19 protein-coding genes and 1 pseudogene are annotated in these 16652 nt (G+C 65.5%); 9 read left to right on the top strand and 11 right to left on the bottom strand.

Annotated elements, in window-relative coordinates:
* The 3 genes and pseudogenes from P7D22_RS19220 to P7D22_RS19210 form a co-directional block, all read left to right on the top strand.
* Nucleotides 1–382 (top strand): annotated as a pseudogene (locus P7D22_RS19220) (monooxygenase); the annotation flags it as partial.
* Between the two features lie 77 nt (nt 383–459).
* A complete protein-coding gene (gene epsC / locus P7D22_RS19215) occupies nt 460–1413 on the top strand; it encodes a serine O-acetyltransferase EpsC (RefSeq protein WP_319935865.1) in 954 nt (317 codons plus the stop codon).
* 102 nt (nt 1414–1515) lie between these two features.
* Nucleotides 1516–2598 carry a catalase family protein gene (locus P7D22_RS19210; RefSeq protein ID WP_319935869.1) on the top strand — a complete coding sequence of 361 codons (1083 nt, stop codon included), beginning with the start codon at nt 1516–1518 and terminating at the stop codon, nt 2596–2598.
* A 111-nt stretch (nt 2599–2709) separates the two neighbouring features.
* Here the strand turns inward: P7D22_RS19210 and P7D22_RS19205 are convergent, their stop codons facing one another.
* Nucleotides 2710–2886 carry a hypothetical protein gene (locus P7D22_RS19205; protein WP_319935864.1) on the bottom strand — a complete coding sequence of 59 codons (177 nt, stop codon included), beginning with the start codon at nt 2884–2886 and terminating at the stop codon, nt 2710–2712.
* A 372-nt stretch (nt 2887–3258) separates the two neighbouring features.
* On the opposite strand from P7D22_RS19205, the gene P7D22_RS19200 reads away from it, so the two are divergent.
* Nucleotides 3259–3471, top strand: a complete 213-nt coding sequence (locus P7D22_RS19200) for a cold-shock protein (RefSeq protein ID WP_319935863.1) — start codon at nt 3259–3261, stop codon at nt 3469–3471.
* A 173-nt stretch (nt 3472–3644) separates the two neighbouring features.
* Nucleotides 3645–3773: a hypothetical protein gene (locus tag P7D22_RS19195; RefSeq protein ID WP_319935862.1), complete on the top strand. Its 129-nt coding sequence runs from the start codon at nt 3645–3647 to the stop codon at nt 3771–3773.
* 43 nt (nt 3774–3816) lie between these two features.
* On the opposite strand, the gene P7D22_RS19190 is transcribed toward P7D22_RS19195, so the two are convergent.
* The 3 genes from P7D22_RS19190 to P7D22_RS19180 form a co-directional block, all read right to left on the bottom strand.
* On the bottom strand, nt 3817–4005 hold the full coding sequence (locus P7D22_RS19190; RefSeq protein ID WP_319935861.1) for a hypothetical protein: 189 nt from the start codon (nt 4003–4005) through the stop codon (nt 3817–3819).
* 13 nt (nt 4006–4018) lie between these two features.
* A complete protein-coding gene (locus tag P7D22_RS19185; RefSeq protein WP_319935860.1) occupies nt 4019–4840 on the bottom strand; it encodes a transglutaminase-like domain-containing protein in 822 nt (273 codons plus the stop codon).
* A 109-nt stretch (nt 4841–4949) separates the two neighbouring features.
* A complete protein-coding gene (locus P7D22_RS19180) occupies nt 4950–6284 on the bottom strand; it encodes a cation:proton antiporter (RefSeq protein ID WP_319935859.1) in 1335 nt (444 codons plus the stop codon).
* A gap of 168 nt (nt 6285–6452) precedes the next feature.
* Here P7D22_RS19180 and P7D22_RS19175 point away from each other — a divergent pair, with 168 nt between their 5' ends.
* On the top strand, nt 6453–6827 hold the full coding sequence (locus tag P7D22_RS19175; RefSeq protein ID WP_319935858.1) for a response regulator: 375 nt from the start codon (nt 6453–6455) through the stop codon (nt 6825–6827).
* 15 nt (nt 6828–6842) lie between these two features.
* On the opposite strand, the gene P7D22_RS19170 is transcribed toward P7D22_RS19175, so the two are convergent.
* Together P7D22_RS19170 and P7D22_RS19165 are read right to left on the bottom strand one after the other, a co-directional pair.
* Nucleotides 6843–7550, bottom strand: a complete 708-nt coding sequence (locus P7D22_RS19170) for an SDR family NAD(P)-dependent oxidoreductase (RefSeq protein ID WP_319935857.1) — start codon at nt 7548–7550, stop codon at nt 6843–6845.
* A gap of 156 nt (nt 7551–7706) precedes the next feature.
* Nucleotides 7707–8477, bottom strand: coding sequence for an exodeoxyribonuclease III (locus P7D22_RS19165; protein ID WP_319935868.1), 771 nt, complete (start codon nt 8475–8477; stop codon nt 7707–7709).
* Nucleotides 8478–8659: 182 nt separating this feature from the next.
* Between P7D22_RS19165 and P7D22_RS19160 the strand changes: the two genes are divergently transcribed.
* Nucleotides 8660–9199, top strand: a complete 540-nt coding sequence (locus tag P7D22_RS19160; protein ID WP_319935856.1) for a hypothetical protein — start codon at nt 8660–8662, stop codon at nt 9197–9199.
* Between the two features lies 1 nt (nt 9200).
* Here P7D22_RS19160 and ku read toward each other — a convergent pair whose 3' ends face one another.
* Entirely contained in the window at nt 9201–10085 is an 885-nt protein-coding gene (gene ku / locus P7D22_RS19155) for a non-homologous end joining protein Ku (RefSeq protein ID WP_319935855.1), read from the bottom strand.
* 83 nt (nt 10086–10168) lie between these two features.
* A protein-coding gene (locus P7D22_RS19150) for an IS5 family transposase (RefSeq protein WP_319935867.1) occupies nt 10169–10871 on the bottom strand; the annotation gives its coding sequence in 2 pieces (ribosomal slippage) (nt 10169–10465 and nt 10467–10871; 702 coding nt in all).
* A gap of 145 nt (nt 10872–11016) precedes the next feature.
* On the opposite strand from P7D22_RS19150, the gene P7D22_RS19145 reads away from it, so the two are divergent.
* Nucleotides 11017–11439 (top strand): antibiotic biosynthesis monooxygenase family protein, encoded by a 423-nt coding sequence (locus tag P7D22_RS19145; RefSeq protein WP_319935854.1) that lies wholly within the window; start codon nt 11017–11019, stop codon nt 11437–11439.
* A gap of 6 nt (nt 11440–11445) precedes the next feature.
* On the opposite strand, the gene P7D22_RS19140 is transcribed toward P7D22_RS19145, so the two are convergent.
* Entirely contained in the window at nt 11446–12087 is a 642-nt protein-coding gene (locus P7D22_RS19140) for a CGNR zinc finger domain-containing protein (protein WP_319935866.1), read from the bottom strand.
* A gap of 189 nt (nt 12088–12276) precedes the next feature.
* Nucleotides 12277–12591, bottom strand: a complete 315-nt coding sequence (locus P7D22_RS19135; RefSeq protein ID WP_319935853.1) for a DUF5961 family protein — start codon at nt 12589–12591, stop codon at nt 12277–12279.
* Nucleotides 12592–12628: 37 nt separating this feature from the next.
* On the opposite strand from P7D22_RS19135, the gene ligD reads away from it, so the two are divergent.
* Entirely contained in the window at nt 12629–15232 is a 2604-nt protein-coding gene (ligD, locus tag P7D22_RS19130; protein ID WP_442916116.1) for a DNA ligase D, read from the top strand.
* A gap of 33 nt (nt 15233–15265) precedes the next feature.
* Here the strand turns inward: ligD and P7D22_RS19125 are convergent, their stop codons facing one another.
* Nucleotides 15266–16237 carry a 3-hydroxyacyl-CoA dehydrogenase family protein gene (locus tag P7D22_RS19125; protein ID WP_319935851.1) on the bottom strand — a complete coding sequence of 324 codons (972 nt, stop codon included), beginning with the start codon at nt 16235–16237 and terminating at the stop codon, nt 15266–15268.
* Nucleotides 16238–16652: the final 415 nt, after the last annotated feature.

Genomic DNA, 16652 nt, shown 5'->3' with positions numbered 1-16652 from the left:
CGACCCGCAGGTGTTGCAGGTGGTGGGCCGCGTGCGGGGCGCCGCCTATGCGGCCGGCGCCATCGTGGGGCAGGTGGCGCAAGCCGTCGAGCGCGCCGCCACGGCAGGCCGCGACGCCATCGAGGCCGCGGTGCTCGAGGCGGAGGTGGAATCCGCCCAGGCCGTCACGGTGGTGCCGGATCTCATCCTCGAGGCCACGACGATCTTGTTCGATGCGCTCGGCGCCTCGGCGGTGTTGCGGGACGCCGGGCTCGACCGCCATTGGCGCAACGCCCGCACCCTGACGTCCCACAACCCGCGCATCTACAAGGCGCGCATCGTCGGCGATTTCGCCGTCAACGGCCGGGAGCCGCCCTTGTCGTGGCGGGTCGGCCAAGCCTGACGGCCGATTGCCGCGGCAGAAGGGCGCCACGGCGTCTGGCGGCCGCCGCACCGGCCCCTAGCTGAAGGTGAACCCCTATGACGGACGGCAACATCATGGATTTCCCGCTCTCGCGCACCGGTCCCCTGCCGGGCCGCCCCTGGCGGTCGAGCCTCGGCGGCGTGGTGGATCGGCTGCGGCAGTCGCGCGAGGAAACCCATAACATCCGGCACGAGGGTCGGATCCGGCACCTGCCGTCCGCCAAGGCCGTGGCCCAGGTGGTCGAGAAGCTTGCCGCCGCGCTGTTCCCGACCCATTACGGCGACCCGACCCCCAACCCGGATGTGATCGACGATTACGTCGACTACACCCTGGCGGATGCCCTCGACGGGTTGACCGAGCAGGTGCTGCGCGACATCCGCAGCGCTTCGCGCGACGGGGAGCCCGAGATCGCCCACGCCGAGGCCAAGGCGGACGCGATCGTGACGAGCTTTGCGGAGACCTTGCCGACGATCCGGAACCTGATCGTCAGCGACCTGATGGCGGCCTTTGCGGGCGACCCGGCGGCCACCAGCTACCCGGAGATCATGCTGGGCTATCCGGGCATGACCGCCATCCTGCACTACCGATTGGCGCGGGCGCTTTATCGGCTCGATGCCACACTGGTGGCTCGGCTGATCTCCCAGGCCGCGCATGCAAAGACCGCGATCGACATCCATCCCGGCGCTGCCATCGGAGACAGCTTCTTCATCGACCACGGCACCGGCGTGGTGATCGGCGAAACGGCCATTATCGGCAATCGCGTGCGGCTCTACCAGGCCGTTACCCTGGGGGCGCGGAGTTTCGCCGTCGACGGGGATGGGCGGCTCGTCAAGGGGCAGCCGCGCCATCCGATCATCGAGGACGATGTGGTGATCTACGCGGGTGCCACGGTGCTGGGCCGCATCACGGTCGGCCATCACGCGGTGATCGGCGGCAACGTCTGGCTCACCGACGACGTGCCGCCGCACAGCAGCGTCACCCAGGCCCGCATGCGGACCTCCGGCGCCTGAGCGGCTACGCCTGTGATTTTCAGGCGACCAGCTATTCTGGACCGCCTCTAAACTTCTGTCCGGCGGTGCAACCTTCATGGCGGGGTCATGCGTTTTCACAGCATGACCTACCTTCGCTATAGTGCCGACGTCGAACAGCCCCGCCCGGACGAGCAGGAGGCGATCGACGGCATCATCAAGGGGATGACGCAGCAAAGCGAAACGGTGGAGAAGCGCGAGCGACATGCCGTGCGGGCCTCGCATGCCAAGAGCACCGGCCTCGTGATCGGCACGCTCGAGATCGCAAAGGATCTGCCGCCCGAGATGGCTCAGGGCCTTTTCGCGGCAGGCGGTCGCCATCCCGTGGCGATCCGCTTTGCCCAGGGGCCCGGGGAAACGCTCGGCGATCGCGTGTCGACTCACCGCGGCATGTCGATCAAGGTGTTCGGTGTCGCGGGCGAGAAGCTGGCGGGACATGCGGACGACACGCAGGATTTCGTCCTCGCCTCCGGCACCACCTTCCCGTCCGGAACCGCACAAGGATTCCTGCGGGACGGGACCGTGATCGGCAAGGCGACCGCATTGCCGGAAGGGGTGAAAAGTGCGGTGTCGGCCACGGCCCGCGGCTTCAACCGGCTGCTGCATGCCCTCGGGACGGAAAGCCCGATGGCGGACTTCTTCGGCCACCCGTTCAGCCACCCCTTGGCCGAACCCTATTTCAGCCAAGCCCCGATGCGCTTCGGAGATCACGTGGCGAAGCTTGCGGCTTTCCCGGCATCACCGGCCCAGGACGGGTTGCGGGACTGGCGCCTCGATCCACAAGCCGATGAGGACGGCTTCCGCCACGGATTGGTCGAGGTCGTGCGCATGCACGAAACACGGTTCGATCTCCGGGCGCAGCTTTGGACCGACGCAAAGACGCAGCCGATCGAGGACGCTTCGATCGAGTGGCCGGCAGCCGAAAGCCCTTATCGTACGGTCGGGACCATTACGATCCCGGCCCAGGATGCGTACAGCCCAGCACGACAAGCTTATTTCGACGAGCGGCTGACGTTTCGGCCGTCCCACTCACTCGACGCCCATCGGCCGCTCGGATCGGTGATGCGGGCGCGCCTGCAAGTCTACCGCGCGCTGTCGGCATTCAGGCATCGCGAGAACGGGGTTTCGGAGGTGCATCCGTCGGATGTGGCTGACATCCCGGCTTAGCGCGGAACGCCTGCGTCGAGCACCACATCGAGTTGTCGGGAGGTACCCCGGCAACCGCGCCCCTTTCAGACTATCGGCCGATGACTGGCAGCAGGTCAGGTCGCGGTGCGCTCACCCGTCCTGATTGACGGGTTTCTGAGGCTCGCGCGTTCCTTCGCCGTCCTGCTTGACTTCGTTCTGGATCTTTTGCCGACGCTGTTCCAGCTCGAAAGCGGGAGCGGTCAAGCGCTCGGACGAGAGGTCCGTAACATCGTTTGCGTCCTTGTCGGCTTGTTTCTCATCCGCCATGGCGCCATCCTCCTGCTGGGTGATCCTAAGAAGGCAACCGCGATCTGCCGCAATCGTTCAGGGCAATGTTCTCGACCGGAAATAATCCGTCCAAGGACCCAAGGTACGTTTGTGTCCGGCACGCGTCGAATTCCCACCGCGTCAAGCGATTACATGCGTGAACTGCGGGGAAAGCCGCGATCGCAAGCACAATCCGGATATCTTGACAAAGCAACAAGCATCCATCATGTTGATCTTATCGATCCTAGGCTGAACGTTCGGTTCTTGCACCCTGCGATGCACGGTGCGCTTGCTACGACCCTCCTTTGACATATCGACACAACAGCGGCCCGCCTTGCGGTGCGGCTGCCTTATGCCTTCGAGGAGTTCGGCATGACGACTGGTACCGTGAAATGGTTCAACGCCACCAAAGGCTTTGGTTTCATCCAGCCGGATGACAACAGCGCCGATGCGTTCGTGCACATCAGCGCGGTCGAGCGCGCCGGCCTGGGAACGCTGCAGGAAGGTCAGAAGGTCACCTATACGATGGTCAGTGATCGTCGCACGGGCAAGCAGTCTGCCGACCAGTTGCAAGCCATCGCGTGATCCTCGTTCACCGCCGACCACGGATGTACTGGCGGCGGTGAAGGGACCAGCCTCGATGGAATAAGAAAAGGCCGGGATCGTATCCCGGCCTTTTCTCTCATTGGTCTTTGTTGTTCTATTCTATGCTGTGACGCAGACCACAGATCGTTCCGCCGCAACCGCCAGGAGCCGAGATGTCGAAGAACCATCAGCGCAGCAACAAGGAAAAGAAGAAGCCCAAACAGGAGAAGCCCAAGGAGGCCGCTCCTGCTTTGCCTTTCGCCAAAGGCGGACAGGCCACCGGATCAGCCAAGGCCAAGTAGTCTCCGGCCAACAGACCCGGGCGACCGATCTCCTAGCGTCAGATCAATAAGCGTTCAGACGCTTGTTGATCTGAGCTGAAACCTCCTCGGCATTTTCTTCGATCTGAATCTCAAAGCCGCCGGACATCATCAAGCTGCTGCCGGCGTCGTTCTTCAGGCTGACGACGGCACAAACCTGACGGGGATTGATCCAGACGCGGGCGCCATCTCGCTTGTCGATGAAGGGGAGCATGGGTCTCGATCCCTCAGCAGGCCTTGCCGTCCTGATCGACCTCATAGGTCCACACCTTGAAGGACGACAAGGTGTGCGGCCCGAAGCTGATCAACATCGGAACATCGGCGGCATCACGGCCGCGGGCCACCACGATGCGCCCGATGCGCGGGATGTTGTTGCGCGGGTCGAACGTCATCCAGCGACCATCCAGGTACACCTCGATCCAGGCGCTGAAGTCCATCGGATCGACCACCGGCACGCCGATGTCGCCGAGGTGGCCGTTGATGTAGCGGGCCGGGATGTTCATGCAGCGGCAGAGTGCGATCGCCAGATGGGCGAAGTCGCGACACACGCCGACCTGTTCCTCGAAGGCCTGGAACGCCGTGCGGGTCGAGCGTGCTTGCTGGTAATCGAAGCGGATATGCTTGTTCACGAAATCGCAGATCGCCTGTACACGCGGCCAACCCGGCGTGACGGAACCAAAGCGGTTCCAGGCGATCTGGCTCAACAGGTCCGTTTCGCAATAGCGGCTGGCCAGCAGGAAGATCAGGCACTCGTTCGGAAGCTGGCCCACCGGTGTTTCCGGCGCGTCGGCAAACACCGGATCATGCAGCCCGCTGTCGCGGATGGTCGCGTCACCGCCAAGCGTCAGGGTGCCGGCCGGCACCATCATGCGGCGGCATAGATTGCCATACAGGTCATGATAGGTCGTGGTCGGGATGTGAGGGGACGTGGTGGCCACTTCGGGCGCCAACAGATCCTTCAGCCGGTCCGAATGGAGCGACATCATCGACACGAGCGGCGTCGGCTCGTAGCAGTCGATTGCAATGTCGTAGCCATAGCGGATCAGCATGAGCGGCCTCGTCGAAGCTACGAATATCGCATTGCAACACGCAATGGGTCAGCTTGTATGACGTGATTTTCCGAGTAACGCCAGTGTTCGCGCCGCGCTGCGGTGAAGATCAACGTGCTGCGGCGGATGTTGGAGCGTCATTGGATCTCGCGGGCGATGCTTCGGTCGGCTCGGGCTCCTCTTCGGCATCCGGATCGCGCCCTTGACTGCGGTCGAGCGTGCGCATGATCGGCGTCACCGTGAGGCCATGCATCAGCACGGATAGCAGGATCACCAGCCCGACGATCGCCCACAGGCGGTCGCCGTCCTGGACGGGCATGTGGTTCAGCCCGAAGGCCAGGTAGTAGATCGAGCCGACGCCCCGGATGCCGAAGAAAGCCAGGATGAGCTTCTCGCTCCAGGCAGCTCGGAGGCCGATCATCCCGAGGGCGCCGGTCAATGGCCGGACGATCAACAGGATGGCCAGCGCCACCGTGACGTCCCGCCAGCTCAGGGGCGCCAACAGGCCGCTCACCAGGGCGCCGCCGAACAGGATCAACACCACCATCATGGCCAGGCGTTCGATCTGCTCGGTCAGGTCGTGCATCTCGCGCTGGAAATCGTGGCTGCGGTGGGTATGTCGGAACGACAGCGCGGTCACGAAGACGGCCAGAAACCCGTAGCTGTGGATGAGCTCGGTCAAGCCGTAGGACACAAAGGTGGCGGCCAGCGCGATCAGGCCATCGCCGGTCTTGGCGAGGCGGCTTTCAACCGGGACATGGAAGGTCAGCCAGCCAAAGATCCAGCCAATGGCATAGCCGCCCAGCACCCCGGCGCCGATCTCCCAGAGCACATTGATGGTCACCCAATGCAGGGCCCAGGGCTTGCCGGCCGAGCCCAGCAGGCCCAGCGCCAGGGCAAGATGCACAAACGGGAAGGCCGCGCCGTCGTTCATGCCCGCCTCGGAGGTGAGGCCGAAGCGCACTTCGTCCTCCTCGCCGGTCTTGGGCGGGCCGACCTGCACGTCGGATGCCAGCACGGGGTCGGTCGGCGCCAAGGTGGCGCCGAGCAGCAGCGCCACCGGCCAGGGCAGGCCAAGCCCCCACACGGCCAGCAGCGTGATGGCCGCGATGCTGAGCGGCATCGTCAGGCCGATCAGCCGCCATGTCACGGCCCACCGCCGCCAGCCGAACACCCGGTCGATCTTCAAGCCCGCCCCCATCAGGGCGATGATGACGACGAACTCGCTGAGGCGTTCCGTCACCACGGGATAGGCCATCGGCAGGGGTTCAAAGGTGACCTGCGGCAGCGAGAACAGCGCGTATCCGATGACGAGGCAGACGATCGGCAGCGACAAGGGCAGGCGCTTCAAGGCAAGCGGTAGCCAAGCCACGAGGGCGATCAGCACTCCCGTGCCGGTCAGCACCAGGATGTAGGGGTCGGGAGCGGTCGAAAATGCAGCCATCGCGGGGCCAACCCGGCAGACGGCCGGAAAGGTTCAAAGCCGTGCTGTGCCGATCGGCTTTTCATCGCCGGCCCGACCGGAATGCCCGACCCGGATGACGATCGGGCCGTGCGCCGCAATCGACCAACCGGATCTCCGCTCTATGATGGACCAACAGGGAGACAAGCCATGAACAACACCCGGGTCGTCGTCATCATCGAGGATGAAGCGTTGCTGCGCCTCCAGGCTGCCGAATTGTTCGACCTCGCGGGCCTGCCGGCGCAGACCTTCGAGTCCGGAGAGGAAGCCATCGCCTTTGTGCGCGACAACGAGGCCGACGTGGCCTGTATCTTCACCGATTTAAAACTCGGCAGCGGGCCCGATGGCATGGCGGTGGTGCGCTACGTGTCCAGCACCCTGCCGCGGGTACCGATCGTGCTGACGTCGGGGCAACTGCCGGAGCGCCCCGACGATTTGCCGGAAACGGTGCGCTTTCTGGCCAAGCCGTGGCAGCCGTTCGACGTCATCAACGCGGTACGGGATGCCGAACTGGACAACGACTGAGCTTGTGTTCGCTGCTCACCAGGGCACCGTTTCGCCTTCATGGTCGAGGAACACGCAGCCGCGCTGCCCGAGCCGCGCGTCCAACACCGCCACCATGCCGCGGACGCTCGTCTCCACATCGAGCGTGGCGCGTTTGCCGCCCATGTCGGTGCGGACCCAGCCCGGATGCATCAGGACAAGGCCCCAACTGGCCTTTGGGTGCTGACCATAGAACGAGCGTGCCAGCGTGTTGAGCGCCGCCTTGCTGGCCCGGTAACTGCCCCAGCCGCCGCCGCGGTTGAGCGACACCGAGCCGAGCTTCGAGGTCATCAGGGCGAGCAGGCCGCCGTCGGCGATGCGGTTGTGGAAGCGCTCGGCGAAGCGGATCGGACTGACCGCGTTGGTCTGGTACACCGATGCCAGGATGGCGCGGTCGAGCTGTCCAGCCGGCGTGCCGGCCTGCGTCGCCACCCCGGCCACCACGAAGATGAGGTCGAACCGCGGCTGATCGGCCAAGGTTGCGTGGAGGGCCGCCACTGCCGCATCGTCGTCGATGTCGAGACCGCTTTCGACCCGCAGACCGCCATGCGAGGCGAGGTCGGGGCTCGGTCGGCGCACGGTGGCCGTCACCTCCCAGCCCTGAGACAGCAACTCGCGCGTCAGCCCAAGCCCCAGGCCGCGCGATGCGCCCACCACCAGCGCCCTGCGAACGCTTTGTCGGCCGGCAGGCTCGGTGTCGCTCATGCGGATGCGGCCATGGTGAGCCGGGCCAGCCGGCCTCGAAGGAAGGCGATCATGCGTGCGTGTCTCCGTTTAGGTCGGGAAACCATGAGATCCGATCCGGGTTGCGGCGCCGGTTGACGCAGGGCGATGAAGGCCGGCGGGCGTTGCAGTCGCCATTCAGCCCAGTGTCACCCAGGCTGGGGCATGGTCGCTGGCGCCGTCTTCTCCCCGCATCCAGCGGTCGACGCCTGCCCCTTTCAGCCGCGGCATCAGCCCGGGGCTGAGCAGCAGATGATCGAGCCTCAGGCCGGCATCGCGCGCCCAGCGATTGCGTCCATAGTCCCAGAAGGTGAACACCGACGGCTCGGGCGGGGATCGATGCAGCGCATCGGTCCAACCCTGGTCGAGCAGGCGCGCAAAGGCCTGTCGGGATTGGGGCTGTACCAGCGCATTCCTGTCGAAGGAGCGGGTCGGGTAGATGTCGTGCTCGGTCGGCACGACATTGTAGTCTCCCGCCAGCACCACCGGCACCCCATGGGCCAGCAACGTCGCCGCATGGCCGATCAGCCGCTCGAACCAGGCCAGCTTGTAGGTGAATTTCGGGCCGGGCTGCGGATTGCCGTTGGGACAATAAAGCGAGGCCACGATCGTGCCCTGCACGGCCGCCTCGATGTAGCGGGCTTGTCGATCGTCAGGGTCGCCCGGCAAACCGACGCGCGTGAGGATCGGCGCCGTCCCTCGCGCCAGGATCGCGACGCCGTTCCAGCTGCGTTCGCCGCACCACACCGCCCCGTAGCCGGCCGCCTCGAGCGCGGCTTCCGGGAAGGCCCGGGTTTCGGCCTTCAACTCCTGTAAGCAGACGACGTCCGGTTTCGCCCGGGCGAGCCAGGCCAGCAGGTTCGGCAGGCGCCGGTTGACGCTGTTGATATTGAAGGTGGCGATGCGCAAAGGCGGGGAGGGCGGCATGGGCCGCGTTCTGCGGGGCGCCTTGCGGGGAAGGCCGCGATCCGTCATGCGCCCCTGCCCACCTCTCGGGTCACCCCGGACGTTGCCTTATACAGCAACGTCAGGCCGGTTGACCGGTCAGGCCCGATGCGGGTGAAACCATCGTCACGGGGGAGGATGGTGCGATGGCCAAGGCGACGACGCGCAAGCTGAAAGTGTTCCAGGCCCGTTTCGGCTTTCACGACAGTGTCGTCGCGGCCACCAGCCAGGCTGCGGCCTTGCGGGCATGGGGGACGCATCAGAACCTCTTCGCCGATGGGCAAGCCAGTCTTGCCACCGACGGAGCCGCAATCGAGGCCGCGCTGGCGCAGCCCGACGTGCCGCTGCGTCGCGCCCTGGGGTCCGAGGGTGCCTTCGCGGTGCAGCCGAGCGAGCTTCCCACCGTGCCGGACCTGCCGAAGCTCGTGGTTCCGCGAAGCCAGCCCCAGCCAAAGCCGCAACCTCGGCCAGCGCCTGACCGAGGGGCGCTCGACGCCGCGGAACGCGCTCTTGCGACACTCGACGCCGATCGCAAGCGCGAGGAGGCCGAGCTGAAGGCGCGTCAGGCGGACCTCGATGCCGCGGTGCTGGCGACCCGCACCGCCTATGTCGAACGGCGCAAGGCCGCAAAAGCGGCGGTCACAACGGCCCGCGAGGCGTATCGAAACGCAGGGGGAGGGGATTGATCTAGCCCGCCTTGCGCGGCTTGGCCTTGGCGGCGGCAGGCTTGGTGGCCTTCGGCTTGGCCGGCGCCTTGGGCGCCGCTTTCGCCTTCGTGGCCCGCTTGGGGGCAGGCTCGGCCTTGCCGCCGAGGCTTGCCCGCAGGGCCGCCATCAGGTCGATCACGTTGCTGGCCTCGGGCTCCTCGACCTTGGCGGGCTTATGGCCCTTCTGCTTGTCCTCGATCAGAGCCTTCAGGGCATCCTCGTAGCGGTCGACGAACTGGCCGGGGTCGAACGGCCCTTCCCGCTGCTCGATGATCTTTTCGGCGATGGCGATCATCCCGGCATCGGGGGCCTCGTCGCTGATCGCGTCGAAGATCTCGTCGGGCCGGCGCACTTCGGCGTCGGTACGGATCGTATAGGCCAAGATGCCCTTGCCGCGCGGCTCCAGTGCCAGGATGCGCTCACGCGTGCCGATCACCACCCGGCCGATCGCCACCTGACCCGACGTCTCCATCGCCTTGCGGATCACCCCGAAGGCCTCCTGGGCGAGCTTGCCGTCGGGCGCCAAGAAATACGGGTTGTCCCAATACAGCCGGTCGATCTCGTCCTCGGCGACGAAGCGCTCGATGTCGATCGTCTTGGTGCTTTCGAGCTTCACCGCGTCGATCTCGGCGGGGGTGAGCAGGATGTATTCGCCCTTCGACACCTCGTAGCCCTTGACCAGTTCCGATCGTTCGACCGGCCCACTGTCGGGGTCGGTGGTGATCATCTTGATACGGTTGTTGGTCTTCGGGTTGATGAGATGGAAGTGGACATCACCGCCTGAATTGATGGCCGTGTACATGGCGACCGGACAGGTCACGAGCGACAGCTTGAGGTGACCCTGCCAGGTGGGACGATACGCCATCGCGGAACTCCGAGCGCCGACCCTCCGGCTGCGGCCATTCAACGGCCTCGCGACGGATTCGTTCGTCTAGGCTGAAGACTCGATCAAAGCCAGAAGGCCAAGGTGGCTGCAAGGGCGACGGCTGACATGAAGTTGGCAGCGAGCTTATCGTAACGGGTGGCGACACGCCGGAAATCTTTCAGCCGACAGAAGGCGTTCTCGATCAAATGCCGGTCGCGGTAGCGCTTTTTGTCGAGTGGGATCTTCTTTTTGCGTGTGATGCGACCCGGGATCACCGGGACGGCTCCAGCCAGACGCACAGTCTTACGTAGCGCATCGGCGTCATAGCCCTTGTCGGCGAGAACGTAGCAAGCTCCCTGCACATCGGCGAGGAGACCGGGGGGCGATGGTCACGTCGGACACGTTGCCCGGCGTCAGAATCAGCTTGAAGGGACGCCCGACGACGTCGGTGAGAGCATGGATTTTGGTCGTCTGGCCGCCGCGCGAGGGGCCGATAGCCTGCGCTTTGGCCCCCTTTTTTCCCCCGAACGCCGAGCGCTGAGCCTTGATGTAGGTGGAGTCGACCGCTGTGGATCGGGTCACCGTGCCTAAAGCTGCTAGCGCTTCCAGAAGCTTGAGCCAGAACTGCCGACGGGACCAGCGATTGAAGCGATTGTAGACCGTAGTGGACGGGCCATATGCCGCCGGGCAGTCCTGCCAGCGGCATCCGATCTTGAGCACGTGCAGGATGCCCGAGATTACGCGACGGTCGTCCACCCTGCGTGCTCCGGGCTGGTTGCGGGGCAGGTGCGGCTGGACCGTTGCTCACTGATCGTCGCTCAGCCAGAACAACACGCCCATGATCGCCTCCGTCGCAATGCAGTTTACACTGGTGAAACGCGTTTCACCGGTTATTATGTTTCCTGCTTGAGGTGCATAGGAGGGTACATCGATGGATCAGATGCGTCGCGGGTTGATGGGTGTGATTGCCGCAGTGGCGGCTTCGGGCAGCATCAAGGAGGCATTGGCAGCAAGCGCACCAACACTAGCCGAACACCCGATGGTCGCTCGGGTATGGCACGGTCGCACACCGCTCGACAAAGCGGAGGAGTATCGACAGTACCTGTTCGATGTCGGTGTGAAGAAGATCGCGACCTTGCCTGGAAATCGCGGCGTTCAGATGATGGTGGCCAAGAACGCCGAGCAGGGCGAGTTCATGGTGATTTCGTACTGGGACTCCGTCGACGCCATCAAGGGCTATGCCGGAGCCGATTACACCAAGGTGCACGATCTATCGCGCGACAAGGACTTCCTCATCGACAAGGAGTCGCTCGTCCATCACTTTGATCTTGACGTGAACCTCTGGCAGAGCTGAGCCCACTTAGGGCTCTCCACGTAGCCGACTATGCCGCCGGCGGCTCTGCTTTGCGCGGTTGCCGCACGGCTCCATCTCGCACCAGACACGGTTGTTGCTCTTCGTGGTGTCGAGGAAAAGCCACCCGCAGTTATGGCCCTCGCAACGCTTGAGTCGCGCGCGGTCAGCTGCCGTGATGATCGCCACCGCGGAGCTGGTGATTGGCCCGAGGATGATCTCCTCGGGCGCGTCATCGATGGTCCAGGTCCAGCCGAAAGCGCCCTGATCCGTGACGAGCCGGCCTTTGGACAGACATGCGGCATGGTTTGCGGCGATCACATTGATGATGGTCTGGTCCGCCGGCTCGTTCCGCACCAGCGCGGCAGTGAGCTGATAGACGGCCTCGCGCAATTCCAGGGCGCGCTTCAAGAAGCGTGTTGCCAACTTCTGATTTTCATCGAGAACGGCGCGTAGGCGCGCGACCGAAAGCTCGTCAACAATGGCAGCATGACAGGCCCATGTCAGCACATCGGAAGGAGTCTGCAAATGCTCGAGGTGTCGATCAGTACCCCGGCCCGAGGACGTGTTGCAAAAGTCCAGAGCCAGACCGCCACCGACTAAGGCAAGCGATCCGGCGCGTGATGGTGCTTTGACTGCTCGACTGGTCACGCAAGAACTGAGCAGCAAAATAGCTGTCTGCGCAACGCCGGCCTGTATTTGTCGGCTTCCCGACGCCAAGCTGATTGAGTTTGGAGCCTGGAGGCTGTCAGGGCCAAGTGGAAACCACTTGGCCCGATCGGGCAGCCGACCACGAGGGAATGCAAGAGTTTATCTGGTTCAGTAAGGAGCGGATAAACTCTAGGCCTCGCTCGCCGGGTCGCCGTCGCCGAGATGCACCCGAAAGCTGTGTTCATGGCCGCTTTCCACCTCGCGCACCACGACGCTGATCTCTCCGCCGTCGTCCGGCAGATCATGCAGATGCTCCATATAGGCGACCGCGGCAGCCTCGAACGAGGCTTCGATGAGCGTGCGGGCGTGGTGGGCGTCCACATGCCTCGCATGAACGCGGAAGGCGCGGGTTTCGGCGGTGTTGGTCATGGCGACGATCTCCTGAAACGGTAACGCTATCCCGGCTTGAATGGATTCATCACGCTTCGGAACGTCGAGCCGCACCGATTGTTGAGTCGCGGCAATGACCCCAGGAGGCCGCGTGACCGCAAGCAAACTCGGCCCCTACCAGCAGATGCGGGATTTCGGCGTCACGTCGGAGCCCTCGGGCGACGGCACGACGGTGCTGCCGTCCGACACGCGGCGTTTCGTGGTGCAGAAACATGCCGCAAGCCACCTGCATTTCGATCTGCGCCTCGAGCAGGGCGGCACCTTCCGGTCCTGGGCGGTGCCGAAGGGACCTTCGCTCGACCCGAAGGACCGGCGCATGGCCATTGAAGTCGAGGACCACCCGCTCGATTACGGCGATTTCGAAGGGACGATCCCCAAGGGCCAATATGGCGGCGGCACCGTGATGCTGTGGGACCGCGGCGCCTGGGCGCCCGAACCGGGCTTCGACGATGTTGAGGCGGCGCTTCGCAAGGGCGAGTTGAAGTTCAACATGGAAGGCGAGCGCCTGCACGGCTCCTGGGTGCTGGTGCGCACCAAGCCGAAGGGCAGTGGCAAACCTGCCTGGCTGCTGATCAAGCATCGCGATGCGGGCGCGGTCGAAGGCAACGTCACCGGCCCGACCGATGCGGATCGCTCGATCGCATCGGGCCGCGCGATGGCCGAGATCGCGAAGGGCAGCGGTCCGGCCGCGACGCCCTTCATGACAGGAAAGGCCCCTCGCAAGGCTGCGACGCCGGGCCCAGCCAAGCCCAAACGCGTCGGCAAGGCGAAGCCCGCCGCCGCATTGCCGGCCTTCATCGAGCCGCAACTCGCGGCCACGCTGGAAAAGCCACCGGCTGGCCACGGCTGGGCCCATGAGATCAAGTTCGACGGCTACCGCATGCAATTGCGCACGCAGGGCGGCACGGCGGTTCTGCTGACCCGCAAGGGCCTCGACTGGTCGGCCAAGTTCCCGGAGATCGTCGAGGCCGGGCGTCGCCTGCCGGACGGGATCGTCGATGGCGAGGTGGTGGCGCTCGACCATACGGGCGCGCCGTCCTTCGCGGCCCTGCAGGCGGCGATCTCGGAGGGTGACACCGCTGGCCTCGTATTCTTCGCCTTCGACCGGATGTTCGATGGCGCCACCGATCTGCGGCCGCTGCCGCTGACTGACCGCAAGGCGCGCCTGCAAGCGAGCCTCGCGGACGCGCCGAACACCTTGCGCTTCGTCGAGCATTTCATCACGGCCGGCGACGCCGTGCTGCAATCCGCCTGCCGTATGGACCTCGAGGGCATTGTGTCGAAGCGCCTCGACGCGCCTTACGAGTCGGGCCGAAGCGACAGTTGGGGCAAGTCGAAGTGCCGGCAGGGGCATGAGGTGGTGGTGGGGGCCTGGACCACCACGGGCGAGGCTTTCCGGTCGCTGATCGCCGGCGTCTACCGGGACGGCCATCTGGTGCATGTCGGCCGCATCGGCACGGGATTCGGGCGCGACGTCACGGCCCGGATCATGCCGCGCCTGAAGGCGCTCGAAACCGATGTGAGCCCCTTCACGGGCAAGGGTGCGCCCCGCAAGGCCGCAGGCATCCATTGGGTGAAGCCCGAGCTCGTGGCCGAGATCCATTATGGCGGCTTCACGGGCGATGGGTTGATCCGCCAGGCGTCATTCAAGGGCCTGCGCGACGACAAGCCCGCGCGCGACGTCGAGGCCGAGGCGCCCAACGCCACGACAGCCCTGCACGATCCCATTCCGTCCACGGTCGAAGTTCCCGCGACCCAAGGGTCCACGACGCGGGTCCGCACCGTCACACCCCGCGGCTCGGCGACTGTGCTGGGCGTTACGATCTCGCATGCCGACAAGCAGTTGTGGCCCGAGGCCGAGGACGGCGAACCCGTCACCAAGCTCGACCTGGCGCGCTATTACGAGGTTGTCGGCCCCTGGATGCTCGCCCACCTTAAAGGGCGGCCCTGTTCGATGATCCGCATGCCGGACGGCATCGGGGGCGAGCAGAAGTTCTTTCAGCGGCACGCCGGCCAGGGCCAGTCGTCGCTGATCACCGAGGTGGAGGTGCCAGGCGAGCCGAAGCCCTATCTGCAATTCGACCGGGTGGAGGCCCTGGTGGCGGCGGCCCAGACCGCGGCGGTGGAATTGCACCCCTGGAACAGCGAGCCCGGGGCGCCGCTGCAGCCCGGGCGGCTGGTGTTCGACCTTGATCCCGCCCCCGATGTGCCGTTCGAGCGCGTCATTGCGGCAGCGCGCGAGATCCGGGAGCGGTTGGAGCGGCTCGGCCTCGTCGGCTTCTGCAAGACCACCGGCGGCAAGGGCCTGCATGTGACGACGCCGCTACAGGCGAAAGCCATCGGCTGGGACGCCGCCAAGGCTTTTGCGCGCGACCTATGCAAGGCGATGGCGGCGGATACCCCCGATCGCTACCTGATCAGCATGGCCAAGAAGGACCGCACCGGCCGTATCTTCCTCGATTACCTCCGCAACGACCGGACCGCCACGGCGGTGGCGCCCTTGTCGCCCCGAGGCCGGCCCGGCGCGCCGGTATCGATGCCGATCGAGTGGACGCAGGTGAAGAAGGGCCTCGATCCGAGCCGCTACACGGTGCGCAGCGTCCCGAAGCGCATCGCCAAGCTGACCGCCTGGGCGGACTATCGCGAAGGCGAAAGGCCCCTCGGCCCGGCCATCAAGCGGCTCGGCAAAGGGTAGCGTCCCGCTCCGCCGCCCGATGTCGTCGCGTGTTCAGTCGTCCTCGACCAGCGGCGAAGGGCCGAGCTCCTCGAGCAGCTGCGCCATGCGGGCATAAGCGTTGTTGCGGTAGGCCACGAGCTTGGCGAGCTTCTCCGGCGCGTGCTTGCCCGTGAAGCCTTCGCCGGTCTTGGCGCCGAACTTGCCCTCCGCCACGAGGCCCTTCAGCAGTTCGGGCGTCGCCATGCGGTCGCCATAGGCGTCCTCGAACGTCTTGAAGCAATTGGCGTAAACGTCGAGCCCGGCCATGTCGGCGATGGCGAAGGGGCCGAAGAACGGCAACCGGAACCCGAAGGTGGAGCGCACGATGACATCGACGTCCTTCGGGCTGGCGATGCCTTCTTCGACGATCGAATTTGCTTCCTTCAGCAGCACATATTGCAGGCGGTTGAGCACGAAGCCGGGGGTGTCGGCTACTTCGGCGCTGTTGCGGCCGGCGCGCTTCAGCATGTCCTTGACCACGGGGATCAGCGCCCTGTCGGTGGCGGTGCCGCACACCAGCTCGACGCCCGGAATGAAGGGCGCTGGGTTGGAGAAATGCACCGTCAGGAAGCGCTCGGGGTTGGTGACGGCCGGCGCCAGCGTATGAACCGGCAAGGTCGAGGTGTTGGTGCCGATGATGGCATCGGGACGCGCCGCGGCGCAAATGCGTTTGAACACCTCGTGCTTGATGGCTAACACCTCCGGCACGACCTCTTCGACGAAGTCGACGGTACGGACCGCCTCCTCGATCGAGTCCGCGATCGACAGGTTGGCCTCGATGGCGGCGGCCGAGCCCGCTGCGAACAGGCCCTGCGCCTCGAACTCGCCCGCTTCGCGCAGCAGGCGGGTGAGCGCGGCACGCGTCGCCTCGGGCGACACGTCGGCCAGCACGACCTTCATGCCGGCGGCTGCGAGCGACTGCGCGATGCCGCCGCCCATGTAACCCGCGCCGATGACGGCAACGGTCTCGATCTTGGTGATCATGGTTGGGAACTCCAGGCGTCGTGAGGGAAAGGCCGGCAGGCCGGCGGGATCGGGGTTGTGTGCGCGCGCATCGGCGAGCGCGCGGTCGAATCAGGGCCGGTCGGCGGGCATCAGGGCCAGCACCGTGCGGGCCGCGAGCGCGAACGACACTGCGCCGGCATCCCGGTGACCCTTGCTGCGCTCGGCCAGTGGCCTGGCGCGGCCGAGGCGCGGCACGAGGCCCGCGGTGGCTTCTGCGGCCTCGTGGGCGGCCTGCGTGGCCGCCGCCCAGGCCTCCGGCAAGCTCGCACCGGCCTCGAGCCGCTGCGCCAGGGTGCAGGCAAAGGGTTCGAAGGCGTCGATCAGCGTCTTGTCGCCGACCTTGGCGCGTCCGAGGCACATGACGTTGTCGAGGGCCTGTCTCTTATACACATCT

Origin of the sequence: Lichenihabitans sp. Uapishka_5 (assembly GCF_033947565.1) — a bacterium.
Taxonomy (GTDB): Bacteria; Pseudomonadota; Alphaproteobacteria; order Rhizobiales; family Beijerinckiaceae; genus Lichenihabitans.
The sequence above is the reverse complement of the archived record's forward strand: the minus strand, read 5'-3'. Positions and strand labels throughout refer to the sequence as shown.